The 14914-nt window shown below is 58.2% G+C and carries 12 protein-coding genes; 6 read left to right on the plus strand and 6 right to left on the minus strand.

Features of this window, described 5'->3' with window-relative positions:
* Positions 1 to 50: 50 nt before the first annotated feature.
* Entirely contained in the window at positions 51 to 2153 is a 2103-nt protein-coding gene (gene dnaG / locus AUC43_RS14890; protein WP_068195279.1) for a DNA primase, read from the minus strand.
* A 232-nt stretch (positions 2154 to 2385) separates the two neighbouring features.
* Between dnaG and leuS the strand changes: the two genes are divergently transcribed.
* Together leuS and AUC43_RS14900 are read left to right on the plus strand one after the other, a co-directional pair.
* Positions 2386 to 5169: a leucine--tRNA ligase gene (leuS, locus tag AUC43_RS14895; RefSeq protein ID WP_068195281.1), complete on the plus strand. Its 2784-nt coding sequence runs from the start codon at positions 2386 to 2388 to the stop codon at positions 5167 to 5169.
* A gap of 316 nt (positions 5170 to 5485) precedes the next feature.
* Entirely contained in the window at positions 5486 to 8056 is a 2571-nt protein-coding gene (locus tag AUC43_RS14900; protein WP_233254020.1) for a M14 family metallopeptidase, read from the plus strand.
* Between the two features lie 259 nt (positions 8057 to 8315).
* Here AUC43_RS14900 and AUC43_RS14905 read toward each other — a convergent pair whose 3' ends face one another.
* Positions 8316 to 8666, minus strand: a complete 351-nt coding sequence (locus AUC43_RS14905) for an MmcQ/YjbR family DNA-binding protein (RefSeq protein ID WP_068195286.1) — start codon at positions 8664 to 8666, stop codon at positions 8316 to 8318.
* A 10-nt stretch (positions 8667 to 8676) separates the two neighbouring features.
* Positions 8677 to 8850, minus strand: a complete 174-nt coding sequence (locus AUC43_RS21295) for a DUF6728 family protein (RefSeq protein ID WP_199243456.1) — start codon at positions 8848 to 8850, stop codon at positions 8677 to 8679.
* Positions 8851 to 8988: 138 nt separating this feature from the next.
* On the opposite strand from AUC43_RS21295, the gene AUC43_RS14910 reads away from it, so the two are divergent.
* Positions 8989 to 9450: a nuclear transport factor 2 family protein gene (locus AUC43_RS14910; RefSeq protein ID WP_068195289.1), complete on the plus strand. Its 462-nt coding sequence runs from the start codon at positions 8989 to 8991 to the stop codon at positions 9448 to 9450.
* Positions 9451 to 9458: 8 nt separating this feature from the next.
* On the opposite strand, the gene AUC43_RS20150 is transcribed toward AUC43_RS14910, so the two are convergent.
* Positions 9459 to 10277 (minus strand): hypothetical protein, encoded by an 819-nt coding sequence (locus AUC43_RS20150; RefSeq protein ID WP_199243457.1) that lies wholly within the window; start codon positions 10275 to 10277, stop codon positions 9459 to 9461.
* A 58-nt stretch (positions 10278 to 10335) separates the two neighbouring features.
* A complete protein-coding gene (gene ispG / locus AUC43_RS14915; protein ID WP_068195292.1) occupies positions 10336 to 12324 on the minus strand; it encodes a (E)-4-hydroxy-3-methylbut-2-enyl-diphosphate synthase in 1989 nt (662 codons plus the stop codon).
* Positions 12325 to 12613: 289 nt separating this feature from the next.
* On the opposite strand from ispG, the gene AUC43_RS14920 reads away from it, so the two are divergent.
* Genes AUC43_RS14920 through AUC43_RS21875 form a run of 3 tightly spaced genes read left to right on the plus strand, consistent with a single transcriptional unit; the run spans position 12614 to position 13736 of the window.
* Positions 12614 to 13099, plus strand: coding sequence for a TlpA disulfide reductase family protein (locus AUC43_RS14920; RefSeq protein WP_071885933.1), 486 nt, complete (start codon positions 12614 to 12616; stop codon positions 13097 to 13099).
* A gap of 37 nt (positions 13100 to 13136) precedes the next feature.
* Positions 13137 to 13469 (plus strand): redoxin domain-containing protein, encoded by a 333-nt coding sequence (locus tag AUC43_RS21870; RefSeq protein ID WP_335340885.1) that lies wholly within the window; start codon positions 13137 to 13139, stop codon positions 13467 to 13469.
* Between the two features lie 24 nt (positions 13470 to 13493).
* Positions 13494 to 13736: a thioredoxin domain-containing protein gene (locus AUC43_RS21875; RefSeq protein WP_335340886.1), complete on the plus strand. Its 243-nt coding sequence runs from the start codon at positions 13494 to 13496 to the stop codon at positions 13734 to 13736.
* Between the two features lie 161 nt (positions 13737 to 13897).
* Here AUC43_RS21875 and AUC43_RS14930 read toward each other — a convergent pair whose 3' ends face one another.
* The gene (locus AUC43_RS14930; RefSeq protein ID WP_068195295.1) at positions 13898 to 14884 is read right to left on the minus strand and encodes an NAD(P)H-quinone oxidoreductase; all 987 of its coding nucleotides are present in this window, start codon (positions 14882 to 14884) and stop codon (positions 13898 to 13900) included.
* Between the last annotated feature and the right edge of the window lie 30 nt (positions 14885 to 14914).

The following is a 14914-nucleotide window of genomic DNA, read 5'->3' on the forward strand; positions in this document are numbered from 1 at the left end:
ACGCACAGGGGCTTGCGGATGGATGAAGACAGTTGTTAAACGACATGAAGTTACGCGCCGCGTGCCACCACGGTGCCCAGCAACGCCCCTAGCTCATTATCGAGCTCCTTGAGCCGTTTGATATCGCCAAGAATTTCGAACATTTCGGCATCTTCCAGGGGGTGGCGCAGGCGGTCGAGGCAGATGTCGAGCTCGCGCTGCACGTGCACCTTGTTGAGGCGCAGCACGGCGTTGTCGCAGGCCAGCTTGGGCAAGTCCACCTCGTTGAAAACGTAGATTTCCTTGGTGCGCCAGTTGGGGCTGATTTCGTAGCGCTCGGTGGCCAGGTCGGTGATGAGGTGGCGAATGTCGGCGCGCTCGTTCTGGGCCAGCAGGCGCGCGTCGGGGAAACGGTTGGCCAGGAGCTCCTGCCGGCACATCTCCCACATTTCGGCAAAGAGCGGGTGAGTCAGGGGCGTCTCGCCGAGTTGGCCCAACAGGTAAGCGGCCACGCTTATTTCCTCCTCGACCTCGCGGCCCGCATACAGCACGAGCAGGCGCAACACCTCCCGCTCGCAGACTTTCAGCATGTCGGGCAGGTCCTCGTCTTGCTCGGCGGCCTTGGCCGGCTGGAACGTAGCGCCGGCCCCGAGTACCTCTACGGTGGCTTCATGGCCGCCGTACATCAGCATCTCGGCCTCTTCCTCGTCGCTCATGGGCCGGGCGGCGGGCGCGGGCCGGGGCTGGCCTGAGCTGCTGGGCGGGTAGCCGGTGTTGGCACTGCCGGCGCCGTTGCCGTAGTTTCCGGCGTTGCCGCTGGCGTAGCTGCCGCTGGGCTTGGCCGCCGGCGCCTTCACCAGCTTGTTGTATTCGGTGATGAGCACCTGCTCATCAATGCCGAAGGTGGCCGAAGTCTGCTGCAAAAACACCTGCCGCTTGATGGCGTCGGGCACTTTAGCAATGCTGTGGAGCACGTCGCGGATGGCTTCGGCCTTCTTCACCGGGTCGTTGCTGGCCTCGCGGGCCACCAGCGTGGTTTTGAAGCTAATGAAGTCCTGGCTGCTTTTCTCGATGTAGTCAGCAAAGCGCTGGTCGCCCACTTTGCGGATGTAGCTGTCGGGGTCATCGCCGTCGGGAAAGAGCACCACGCGCACGTTCAGGCCGCCTTCGAGCAGCAGGTCGGTACCGCGCAGCGAGGCCTTGATGCCGGCCGCATCGCCGTCGTAGAGCACCGTCACGTTATCCGAATACCGCTTGATGAGGCGGATTTGGCCTTCGGTGAGCGAGGTGCCCGACGAGGCCACCACGTTTTTGATGCCGCCCTGGTAGAGGCTGAGCACGTCGAGGTAGCCTTCCACGAGGTAGCAGACTTCCTCGGTCCGGATGGCCTGGCGGGCCTGAAACAGGCCATAAAGCACGTCCGACTTGTGGTAAATGTCCGACTCCGGCGAGTTGAGGTACTTCGCCATCTTGTCGTCGCGCTTCAGGGTGCGCGCCCCAAAGCCCACCACCCGGCCGCTGATGTTGTGAATCGGGAACATCACGCGGCCCCGGAACCGGTCGTAGCGCCGGCCGGTGTCGTGGCCCTGGTCGTCGGTTTTGGTGACGATGAGGCCGGATTTCTCCAGGTACTTTTTGTCGTATCCGGCTTTCTCGGCGGCCTTCATCAAATCGTCCCAGCTGTCAAGCGAGTAGCCCAACTCAAAGGTTTGAATGGTGCTCAGATTCAGGCCGCGCTCCTTCAGGTAGCCGTAGCCGATGCTCATGCCCTCCTCGGAGTTCAGCAGCAGGCGGTGGTAGTGGTTTTTGGCGAAGTCGGAAACGATGAACTGGGAGTCCCGCTCGTTCTGCTCCAGCTGCTGCTGGGGCGTTTTTTCCTCTTCCTCAACCTCGATGGCGTACTTCTTGGCCAGGTATTTCAGGGCCTCCACGTAGCTGGTGCCCTCCACGTCCATCACAAACTGCACCACGCCGCCGGCCTTGCCGCAGCCAAAGCACTTGTACAAGGACTTGGCCGGGTTTACTGAGAAGGACGGGGATTTTTCGTTGTGAAACGGGCACGGCGCCCACAGATTCTGCCCCTTGCGCTTGAGCTGCACGAAGTCGCCGACTACTTCTACGATGTCGGCGGTTTGAATAATGTGGTCAACTAGTTCTTTGGGGATACGGGCCATGGGCGGCGAGATAGCGGCTTTTTTCTACTTAGAACGTCATGCTGAGCGCAGCCGAAGCATCTCGCGTGTGGCAGTAATCCAACTAGCTCAACGATGCGAGCGAGATGCTTCGGCTGCGCTCAGCATGACGTCCTACTTGTTTTAGTTGGCCGACGACGTTCTGCCGACCTCCAACAAAGTTCGCCCTACTTTCTCTACGTCCTACCTTTGCCTCGAATAAACTCCGCGCAAGATGCCCGCATACCGTCCCGAAGAAATTGAAAAGAAGTGGCAGGCCCATTGGAAAGCCCACAGCACTTTCAAGGCCGCCAACCACTCCGAAAAGCCCAAATACTACGTGCTCGACATGTTTCCCTACCCATCCGGGGCGGGTTTGCACGTGGGCCATCCGTTGGGCTACATCGCCTCCGACATCGTGACGCGCTACAAGCGCCTGCAGGGCTTCAACGTGCTGCACCCCATGGGTTTCGACTCCTTTGGCCTGCCCGCCGAGCAGTACGCCATCCAGACCGGCCAGCACCCGGCGCTCACCACGGAGCAAAACATCGAAACCTACATTAAGCAGCTCAGCAGCCTGGGATTCAGCTACGACTGGAGCCGCGAAGTGCGCACCTCCGACCCGGGCTACTACAAGTGGACGCAGTGGATTTTCCTCAAGCTGTTCAACTCCTGGTACAACCTCGACACCAACAAGGCCGAGCCGCTGACGGAGCTCACCGCCCGCTTTGCCGAGCGCGGCAGCGAAGGCATCAACGCCGCCGGCGATGCCGACGAGCGCCAGGTGTTCAGCGCTGGGCAGTGGCAGCTCTTTACTGAGCAGCAAAAGCTGGCGGCCGTGCACCCCTACCGCCTCGCTTACCAGCAGGACACCTACGTGAACTGGTGCCCCGGCCTGGGCACGGTGCTGAGCAACGACGAAGTAAAGGACGGCCTTTCTGAGCGCGGCGGCTTCCCCGTCGAGCGCCGCCTCATGCCCCAGTGGAACCTACGCATCACCGCTTACGCCGACCGCCTCCTGCAAGGCCTCGACACCATCGACTGGCCCGATGCGGTGAAGGAGATGCAGCGCAACTGGATTGGCAAGAGCATCGGCGCCGAAGTCACCTTCCCGGTACAAGGCCACGAAAACGCCCAAATCAAGGTCTACACCACGCGGGTGGACACCATTTACGGCGCCACCTTCCTGGTGCTGGCCCCCGAGCATGAGCTCGTTGATGAACTCACCACGCCAGCCCAACGCGCCGCTGTGGACGAGTACATCGCCGCCACCAAGCGCCGCTCGGAGCGGGACCGGATGGCCGATACCAAAACCGTATCTGGCGTCTTCACTGGCGCTTACGGCCTGAACCCCGTGAACCAGGAGCCTGTGCAAATCTGGCTGGCCGACTACGTGCTGGCCGGCTACGGCACCGGCGCCGTAATGGCCGTGCCCAGCGGCGACCAGCGCGACTACGTATTCGCTAAGCACTTCGGCCTGCCAATTCCGGCCATCTCCGATGCCCAGCAGGGTCTCGATGAGCAAGCCGACCCCACCAAGGAAGGCCGCTACATCAACTCGGGCATCATCAACGGCCTCACCTACAAGGAGGCCACCCAGAAGCTCATTGCCTACCTCGAAGAAAAGGGCCTGGGCCGTGGCAAAGTCAATTTCCGCCTGCGTGATTCGATTTTCGGCCGCCAGCGCTACTGGGGCGAGCCCATCCCGATTTACTACAAGGACGGCACCGCCTACGGCATCGCTGAAAGCGACCTTCCCCTGGTGTTGCCCGAAATCAGCGAGTACAAGCCCACCGAAACCGGTGAGCCACCGCTGGGCCGCGCTCAAAACTGGCTCTACCGCGGCCAGTATCCTTATGAGTTGAGCACCATGCCCGGCTGGGCTGGCTCGTCGTGGTACTACCTCCGCTACATGGACCCCACCAACGAAGCCCGCTTCGTTGGCGAAGAAGCCGAGCAGTACTGGGGCACCGTGGACCTCTACATGGGCGGGGCCGAGCACGCCACCGGCCACTTGCTCTACGCCCGCTTCTGGTACCTGTTCCTGAAAGACCTGGGCCTCGTGAGCGGCAACGAGCCTTTCCAGAAGCTGATTAACCAGGGGATGATTCTGGGCCGCTCAAACTTTGTGTACCGCATCAACGGCACCAATAAGTTCGTGACACTAGGCAAAAAAGACCAGTACGAAACCACGGCGCTGCATGCCGACGTGAACATCGTGGAAAACGATGTACTCGACATTGAAGCGTTCAAGAAGTGGCGCGACGAATACGAAAACGCCGAATTCATCCTCGAGGACAACGGCACCTATGTGTGCGGGGTTGAAATTGAGAAGATGTCAAAGTCAAAGTACAACGTGGTGAGCCCCGATGTTCTAATTGGCAAATACGGCGCCGACGCCCTGCGCCTCTACGAAATGTTCCTCGGTCCGCTGGAGCAGTACAAGCCGTGGAATACTAACGGCATCAGCGGAGTGGCCACGTTCCTTAAGAAGCTCTGGCGCCTCTTCCACCCCGAAGACGGTGCGCTGGCGGTCACCGACGAGCCGGCCACGCCCGCCGAGCTGAAGGCCCTGCACCGGGCCATTCAGAAAATACAGGAAGACATCGAGAAGTTCAGCTTCAATACCTCGGTGAGCATGTTCATGATTACCGTGAACGAGCTGACGGCCCTCAACTCGCACAAGCGCGCCATTCTGGAGCCGCTGGTGGTCCTGCTTTCCCCGTATGCGCCGCACTTGGCCGAGGAGCTGTGGCAGGAATTGGGCCACGAGGCCGGCAGCATCAGCAGCGCCCGCTACCCCGAGTTCCGCCAGGAGTACCTGGTGGAGGATACGGTGACGTATCCGATTGCCATCAACGGCAAGGTTCGCGAGCAACTGCAGTTTCCCGCCACGGCCACGGCGGCTGAGATTGAAACCGGCGTGCTGTCCACGGATTTCCTGGCTCGTTTCGGTGAAGGCAAATCGGCCAAAAAGGTGATTGTGGTGCCCGGCCGAATGGTCAACGTGGTGGTGTAATTCCCTGCGTTTGATTGAGCTGAAAAAGCCCGCGGCATTGCGCAGCGGGCTTTTTTGCTTTTTAAACTTTGGGTTGTATCTGTTTCGCCTGTCATGCTGAGACACGAAGCATCTTATCAGGTTAGCTCAATTCGTACAGCCGTGAGAAGATGCTTCCTTCGTCAGCATGACAAATGGATAATTACAGCGCCCGAAAAAGCCATTCTAAACCCGTCGCTAATGCATCTTTGTGACGGGCAATTCTCGGGTTATTGCTCTGGTATATTCAGATAATTTTTCAATGTCTCCCAATCATTTACTCACTCCGCGGCCCTTGGTGGGCCGTGCAATACGCAACTGGAGCGTAGCGTTGCTCACGCTGCTGTCGCTACCCAGCCCGGCCCAAACCGCTACCGATACCGGCCCCCTGCTCACGCCCGACCAATTCCTGGGCTATAAGCTGGGCACGCAATTCACGCCCCACGCCCAGATTTTGCGCTACGTAGACCACGTGGTGGCCCACACGCCCAGCCGCATGAAGCTGGTGCGCTACGGCAGCACCTACGAGCATCGCCCGCTGGAAGTGGTAGAAATTGCCAGCGCGGATAATTTCGGCCGCCTCGAAGACGTGCGCCACAACAACCTCAAGCTCGCGGGGCTGGAAAAAGGCAGCGGCCAGCGCCAACAGCCCGCCGTGTGCTGGTTGAGCTACAACGTGCACGGCAACGAAGCCGTGTCGTCGGAAGCGGTGATGCAGGTGCTCTACGACCTGGCCAATCCCCAGGACAAGCAGATGCAGGACTGGCTCAAGAACACGGTCGTCATCGTCGACCCCTGCGTGAACCCCGACGGCCGCGACCGGTACGGCAACTGGTACAACCGCGTGCGCAACCAGTCGCCGAATGCCAACCCCGATTCCTGGGAGCACCACGAGCCCTGGCCCGGCGGCCGCTTCAACCACTACTACTTCGACCTGAACCGCGATTGGGCCTGGCAGACGCAGCAGGAAACCAAGCAGCGCATTGTGCTCTACAACCAGTGGCTCCCGGCCGTGCACGCCGACTTCCACGAGATGGGGCCCAACAACTCCTACTACTTTTCGCCGGCTGCCAAGCCCTACCACGCCGACATTACGCCCTGGCAGCGCAAGTTTCAGGACGTGCTGGGCGACTACAACAAGGTGGTTTTCGACAAGAACAACTGGCTATATTTCACCCGCGAAACCTACGACCTGTTTGCGCCCACCTACGGCGATACCTGGCCCAGCTTCAACGGCGCCATCGGCATGACGTATGAGCAAGGCGGCGGTGGGCCGGCCGGCGTGGCCTATTCGCGGCTCGACGGCGACACCCTCACCCTGGGCCAGCGCATTGCCCACCACCACGCCGCCAGCCGCGCCACCATTCAGGCCACGGCCGAACGCCACGACGACCTGCTGCGCGAGTTCGAATCGTACTTCGCCACCGCCAAAAGCAAGCCGCAGGGGCAATACAAAAGCTACGTGCTGTCGGCCGGCAACGACCCGGGCCAGCTCCGCTCGCTCACCCAATACCTCGAGCGCAACCAAATTAGCTACGGCTTTGCCTCGAAGCGCTCCAAGACCAAGGGCTACAACTACACCACCGGCAAAACCGAATCGGTGCAGATTGAGCCACGCGACGTGGTGGTGAGCATGTTCCAGCCCAAATCCACGCTGGTGAAGGTGCTGTTTGAGCCCCGCGCTCAGCTCGAAGACTCGCTCACTTACGACATCACTTCCTGGGCCCTGCCCTATGCCTTCGGCGTGAAAGCCTACGCGCTGCCCGGCCGGCTCGATGCTTCCGGCCCCAGCCCCAGCCAGGCCACGGTACGCGGCAGCGCCGCCGCCAGCACCGACCGCCCCTACGCCTACCTCGCCCGCTGGAACAACCTGCAGGACGTGCGTTTCCTGAGCCGCCTGCTGCAGCAAAAAGTGAAGGTGCGCTACGCCGAGAAAGCGTTTGAGTCGGAAGGCCAGAAATACGCGCCCGGCACCTTGGTTATCACCCGCACCGGCAACGAGGCCATGGGGCCCCGTTTCGACCAGGTGGTGCGCGCGCAGGCCGACTCGGCCGGCACCATCGTTACGGCCGTGAAATCCGGTTTCTCCACCACTGGCCGCGACCTGGGCTCCGGCACCGTGCACTTCGTGAAGCAGCCCAACGTGGCGGTAGTGGCCGGCCCGGGCGTCGATGGCACGGCTTTCGGCGAGGTGTGGCACTTCTTCGAGCAGCAGTTGGGCTATCCCATCACCGTGCTCGGCACCGATTATCTGAGCCGGGTGTCGCTGCAGAAATACGACGTGCTGATTATGCCCAACGGCACCTACACTGATGTTTACAACGACCGCACCCTCGAAAGCCTGAAGTCCTGGGTGCGCGACGGCGGCAAGCTCATCGCCATGGAGGGCGCGGCCAAGATGCTTTCCAACAAGAAGGATTTCCTGCTCAAGGCCAAGGCCGTCGATTCGGTGGCCATCAGGAAAGACGAAAAAGCCAACCCCTACAAGCTGCTACGCCGCTACGGAAACTCCGAGCGCGAAGAAGCCGAGGAAGTGGTGCAGGGCAGCGTGTACCGCGTGCAGCTCGACAACACCCACCCCCTGGCCTTCGGCTACGGCGACACCTACTTCGCCCTGATTCGCAACCCGCTGAACTACCGCTTCCTGGGCAAAGGCGGCTGGAACGTGGGTGTCATTAAGAAAGACAGCTACTCGTCGGGTTTCATCGGCACGAAAGCCCGCAAGGAGCTGACCGACACGTTCGTAGTCGGCACCCAGGACCTGGGCCGCGGCGAAGTGGTGTACCTCGGCGACAACCCCTTGTTCCGGGCCTTCTGGCAAGGCGGCAAATTGCTCTTTGGCAATGCCGTTTTCCTGGTAGGCCAATAAGCCAGCTCAATAAAAACGAAAAGCCCCGCCAGTTTCCCGGCGGGGCTTTTTTGTTAGAGATATTAGGCTGTCATGCAGAGCGCAGCGAAGCATCTTGGCTGCGTAAGTAATTCAATCGGCTGTTAATAATCGTTTGTCATGCAGAGCGCAGCGAAGCATCTTATCACGTTCGAACCAGTCGTTCAACAGTTATAAGATGCTTCGCTGCGCTCTGCATGACGGGCTTATTCTGATTACTAACTCAGAACTTGCTAGTCGGTTATTGGGCCAGCATCGCCCGGGTAGCTTTGGGCAAAGACGCGAGCACCAAGTCATACGAATGGTCAATCAGCTCGCGTAGCTGGCGCTCTGGAATGCCGGTGCCAATCAGCACCGTGTTCCAATGAGTCTTACTCATATGGTAGCCGGGCAGCACGTAATCGTGGGCTTCGCGCAGCTCAACGGCCCGCTCGGGGTCGCATTTGAGGTTGATGCTGCCGAAAGTGTCAATGTCTGTCAGGGCGAACATTTTGCCGCCGACTTTGAACACGAGGGTTTCGGGGCCAAACGGGGTTCCGTCCGTCACGCCGGGCTTGGCAAGGCAGTAGTCGCGAAAGTCCTCAATATTCATCGCAAAGCTGTTACAGAACGTAGCGAAACAGCATCACCACCAGGCACACCAGAAACATCGCTAAGCTAAGCTTATTGATAAAGTGCATGGTCTTCAAGTTGAAGTTGCTCTTGCGATTGGGGTCGTTACGGCGGAAGTAATAACCGAGGACCGGACCAAAATTAAATAGGTTCTTACCGTTCATGGCACGTGGTGTTTTGGTTCAGAAAGGTAACACCAAGCGCGGCAGAATGATTTAGAGCAGCCGGATTAGTTGCGCCGTACTACGTTTGCAACTCCGTCAGCCTCACGGCGTCGTTCACGAAACTAATTACCGCTTCCCTTGAATCACTTTTTCGCTTTGCTGCTATCCGCTGCTGCCACCAGCTCCGCTTTTGCCCAGAAAGTTTCGTCCGAAACTGCTGCCGTCAGGCAAACCGTAACGTCGTTTTTCGACGGCATGCGGCGCGGCGACAGCACTATGGTTCGCCGCACCCTGGCGCCGGGCGCGGTCTTCCACGGCATCGGCGGCAAGCCCGGCCAGCCGTCCACTTTGGAAACAGAAAGCATCAACGGTTTCCTAAAGGCCGTAAGCACGCCCCACCCCGAAATCTGGGACGAGCGGGTGCAATTCGAGCGAGTTCTTATCGACGCCAACCTGGCCAGCGTCTGGGCGCCTTATGAGTTCTACCTAGGCAGCAAATTCAGCCACTGCGGCTACGACTCTTTTCAGCTAGTGAAGCTGGCCGATGGCTGGAAAATTGCGCACATTATTGACACCCGGCGCAAGGAGAAGTGTAAGTAGTAAGAGCCTTACGCTGATTCTAAGATACCATCTGCTACATCAAAACCTTCAGCTGTAATCTCAAATACCTCGCCTTTATAACCTACAGCTTTTATTAATCCCTTATTCAAAAGGGACTCTAAAACAGCATTCCATTTTGCGATTTCCCTAGCAGATTGAATATTGATGAATTGTTTTTTATTCGTTTCAACATAAGTTCCTGCACTTATCTTACTACGATGTATTAAACCTCTTGAATCAATACTTGCCGCTTTAAGCAACTCTTGTTCATCAGCGGAAAGTGTTATTCGCTCATTCACAGCTGATTCAAGGAAAATACTACTGTCAAGGACATCATTCTGACTCGGCGCAAAATAATTCTTTATTGTTATTTGAAGTTGTCGTCTGAATTTATTTTTAAAATCAGCAATGCTATCAAACCCCTCATAAAGCCCCTTCGGCTTACAGTATTCTTTAAACTTTTTTAATTGGCGATACTGCTTATTATTAGTTGCATCTGGTTTAACTGGAGCCTCTGAGAAATAAAGCATTGTTGGTTTACCAGCCGCTATATGTATCTCAATTTCTTCGACAGCCCCACTTTGATATTCGGCGGTCGCAGTTCCAATTCGAGTCCAGAAAATCCCAACTAATAAATCACAATGAGCCAGCACTTGCTCATTAATAATTGATTGTGCAGGACCTTTCATGTCCGGTGCAGAGTGTGTTTCCCAACCTACTGGCAAAAGGACTTGTTTCCGTTCATCCGCATGTAGTGCGTTCCATTCATATATCAATTCGCGGACGGCTTGCCTTTCCTCGGGAACATCGCCGGGAGATGCAATCATAACATTAAACACCGTCGCATTGAAGCTCATATTTTCTTATACTTAACTTTTTCTAAAGCTACGCTCCTACCGGCTCTTCCACCACTTCCTTCTCAATCCATCGGCCATCCTCGCGCATCAGCTCAATTAGCTCATCCACGGCCGCTTCTTCGGGCACGGATTTCTTGATGACTTCCTGGCCGCGGTAGAGCGAGATTTTGCCCTTGCCCACGCCCACGTAGCCGTAGTCGGCGTCGGCCATTTCGCCGGGGCCGTTCACGATGCAGCCCATGATGCCGATTTTCACGCCCTTGAGGTGGTCGGTGCGCTTGCGAATCATGGCCGTGGTTTCCTGCAGGTCGAAAAGGGTACGGCCGCAGCTGGGGCAGCTGATATACTCGGTTTTGCTCATGCGCGTGCGGGCCGCCTGCAAGATGCCAAACGACAGCTGGTTGAGGCCATCGAGGGTATTGAGCCATTCCTGCTTCGGGCGCTCCGGCAGCAACTCGGTGCTGAGTACTATGCCATCGCCCAGGCCATCGAGCAGCAGCCCACCGCCATCGGTGGCGGCGTAGAGCTGGGTTTCTTCCGGCGAAAGGGCCGGGTACTGGCGGTTGATAACGACCGGGCAGGTCACGCCGGCGTTCATCAGCTCGAAGAAGGCACGCCGAATCTCCGGCATGGCGTGAGCATTATCGGTGTAAAGAATGACCACGGCCGTGCCGTCGGCCCGCAGCTGGTCGAGCGCGGGCGCAGTGAGCGAAGCCAGGTTCTGGAACACAAAGTTGAGCTCGGGGTGGCGCACGGCGGTCACCGCGTATTCGGCTTGGGTGAACACCGGGAAATGGTCGGCGCGGTGCCCGGCGTCGCGCCAGGCGGCATAGTCCACAATTTCCTTCAGGCCATTGGGCAGCATGAATGGTGCCGGGCGCTGGCCGGTGTAGATGTAGTCAGCGCCTAAGTCCGACATCTGAAACTTGTCGAGGAACGGCGAGTACAATTGCCCGGCGGCGCGCAAATCGGCATACTCCAGGTTGGGCAAGCGCGAAAGGTCGGTGATGACACGGGGCACGTTCTGTCCGCCCAGGTTGGCCACTTCGTGCGTGACGCGGCGGAAATACTGGAACGGGTTTATCGGCTCCTCGCCTACCAGCGGGGCAAAGGGTTGGGCTGCTGCCGCGCGGTGCGTGTAGCGGTCAATCAGCATTTTCGCTACTGGCGCTTCGGCTTCGGGCGCTTCGGTCAGGCTCACGCGCACAGTATCGCCGAGGCCGTCTTCCAGCAGCGTGCCGATACCCACGGCCGACTTAATGCGCCCATCTTCGGCCTCTCCGGCTTCGGTCACGCCCAGGTGCAGCGGGTAGGGCTGCAGGCCTTCTTCGTCAAGCTTTTGTACCAGCAGGCGGTAAGCCTGCACCATCACCTGGGTGTTGCTGGCTTTCATGCTTAGCACCACGTCGTAGTAATTTTCTTCTTCGCAGAGGCGCAGGAATTCTAGTGCCGACTCCACCATACCCAGCGGCGTGTCGCCGTACCGGCTCAGAATGCGGTCCGACAGCGAGCCGTGGTTGGTGCCGATACGCATGGCCGTGCCATACTGCTTGCAGATTTTCACCAGCGGCCGAAACCGTTCCCGGATGCGGTCTACCTCGGCCGCGTAGGTGGTATCGGTGTACTCGATTTCCTCAAACTTCTTCTTGTCGGCGTAGTTGCCGGGGTTCACGCGCACTTTCTCCACGATGCGGGCAGCCAGCTCGGCGGCATTGGGTGTGAAGTGAATATCGGCGATGAGCGGCACGGTGCAGCCGCGCTTGCGCAGTTCCTTTTTGATTTCGAGCAGGTTCTGGGCCTCCTTCATGCTGGGCGCTGTGATGCGCACGTACTCACAGCCCGCCTCCACCATGCGCAACGTCTGCTCCACGGAACCCAACGTGTCCATGGTGTCCACGGTGGTCATGCTCTGCACCCGAATGGGGTAATTGCCGCCCAAGGGCAAGTCGCCAATGTTAACTACGCGGGCTACGCGGCGCTTGTATTCGGTCAGGCTGGGGCAATACGTTTTGTTCATAAACCAAAAACTATGGTCGGAAGGCGAAAGTTGCGCCGTAGCACAAAGGTAAAGCCGTACGGCGTGGACGCTACCCCTGCCGGCCAGCAACTTCAAGCCATTGTTCGCTGCCTGTATTTGGGAATATGCGTCTTTTGCAATGCTCGCACCGCATAATCAGCTCAACGAAGCATCTTATTTGATTCTCACCGGTCGTAGCAAAGCAGCAGCCTTACCTAGCGAGGGTAAAAACAAACGTATTGCTGACTGCTTAAAGTCTCCTAACAACTTATTCTTCATATCGACTTATATGGTCCCCACGAAAGCCTTTTCACTAGTTCTCGCCCTGCTGTTAGCAGCGCCGAGCTTTGCCCAGCAGGTAGCCGTTATCAAATTTCCTGAGCTGCAAAAGTGGCTTACGCGGCCCACTGATACCACCTACGTTATTAACTTCTGGGCAACGTGGTGCGCACCCTGCGTGAAGGAGCTGCCCAACTTTGAGCAGCTCCGCACCACTTATGCCAACAAAAAGGTAAAAGTGCTGCTCGTGAGCCTGGACTACGCCTCGCAGCTGGATAAAAAAGTCAAACCCTTCGTTAAGCAGCGCAGCTTGAAATCGGAAGTGGTGATTCTCAACGAACCCGACCCCAATTCCTGGCTCGACAAAGTTGACCCCAAATGGTCGGGCGCCCTGCCCTTCACCCTGATTGTCAACAACAAGACCAAAAAACGGGTTACATTCGAGAAAGAGCTTTCGGCCGTTAAGCTGAAAGCGGCTATACAGCCTTTTCTGTAGCAGATTTCATTTTGTCACCCTTTATTTAATCCGCACCATGAAAAAAGCAATTCCTTTCCTCACCCTTTGCTTCGCCTTGCTGCTGAGCAGCTTCGTTTTTCGGCCTGCTTCCGAGGGGTACAAAGTGGGCGATAAAGCCGCTGATTTCAAGCTCAAGAATGTGGATGGCAAGATGGTGTCGTTGGGTGATAACAAGACCGCCAAAGGATTTATCGTGGTGTTCACCTGCAACATCTGCCCATTTGCGCAGGCCTACGAAAGCCGTACAGTCTCTCTGAACGAGAAATACGCGCCCCAAGGGTACCCCGTGGTGGCCATCAACCCCAACGACCCCGCCGTGGCGCCCGGCGACTCCTACGCCGCCATGTAAGCCAAGAAATATTCCTTCCCCTACTTGCAGGACGAATCGCAGCAGGTAGCCAAGCTCTACGGGGCCACGCGCACCCCACACCTCTTCGTACTCACGCGCAAAGGCGCCGACTTTGTGGTTTCCTACATCGGGGCCATCGATGACAATTCCGAAGACACCAAGCAGGTGAAAACTAAATACGTGGAGAACGCCATGGCCGATATCATTGCCGGCAAGCCCGCTTCTCCCAGCTCAACCAAAGCCGTTGGGTGCACCATTAAATGGTAGCGAGCTTAGGGTTTTATTGCCGTGGGGAACCTCACCCCCGGCCCCTCTCCCGCGGAGAGGGGAGCCACGGCACATGCTTTTACCACAATCCCTGACAACAGGCTCCCCTCTCCGCGGGAGAGGGGCCGGGGGTGAGGTTCCCCACCCACGAGCAACTATAATTACTTAGTAACGCCCGCTCCCACTTCCAGCACGATTTTGCCGATATGTGCGCTGCTCTCCATCAATTGGTGTGCGGCAGCAGCCTCGGCTAGCGGAAAGGTTTTATAAATAACCGGCCGCACTTTCCCAGCTACCACTAAAGGCCAGACTTGCTGCTCCACTTGAGCCGCCAGCGCGGCTTTAAAATCAGCGGAGCGGGGGCGCAACGTGCTGCCCGTGATGTGCAGCCGGCGGCGCATCACTTCCAGGGCATTGAATTCGCCGGTGGCACCTTTCATGGCATTGATGAAAACCAGACGGCCGTCGTCTTTCAGCAGCCGCAGGTTTTTGGCGATGTAGTCGCCGCCAATCATGTCAAGCACCACGTCGACGCCCTGGGCTTGCAGCACTTGCCCAAAGTCCTCCGTTTTGTAATTGATAGCCCAATCGGCACCCAGCTGGCGGCAGGCGTCGCACTTGGCGGCATCGCCCGCCGTAATGGCCACCCGGCTGCCCAATGCCTTGGCTAATTGGATGGCAATGGTGCCAATACCGCTGCTGCCGCCGTGCACCAGCAGCGTTTCGTTGGGCAGGAGCTCGCCCCGCTGAAACACGTTGTGCCATACCGTGAACACGGTTTCGGGCAGCGCAGCGGCTTCAATCATGCTCAATCCGGCGGGCACGGGCAGGCAATGGCGGGCATCGACTACCCCGTATTCGGCGTAGCCTCCTGCCGGCAACAGCGCGCACACCGCGTCGCCGGGCTGCCACCGTTCGGCACTTGCTCCGCATTGCTCCACGATGCCCGCTATTTCCAGGCCGGGCACGAGGCCGGTTACATCGCCGCTGCCTGCGTACTTGCCCTGGCGCATGAGCACATCGGGGCGGTTTACCCCGGCGGCCTGCACTTTAATAAGAACTTCATGTGCGGCGGGCTGGGGCTTGGGCTGCTGGTGGAGCTGCAATACCTCGGGGCCGCCGGGCTGCTGAATAATGATGACATTCATGCGAATGAATAAAACACGTACGCACCAGCG

Source organism: Hymenobacter sedentarius (assembly GCF_001507645.1).
In the GTDB taxonomy this organism is placed as follows: domain Bacteria; phylum Bacteroidota; class Bacteroidia; order Cytophagales; family Hymenobacteraceae; genus Hymenobacter; species Hymenobacter sedentarius.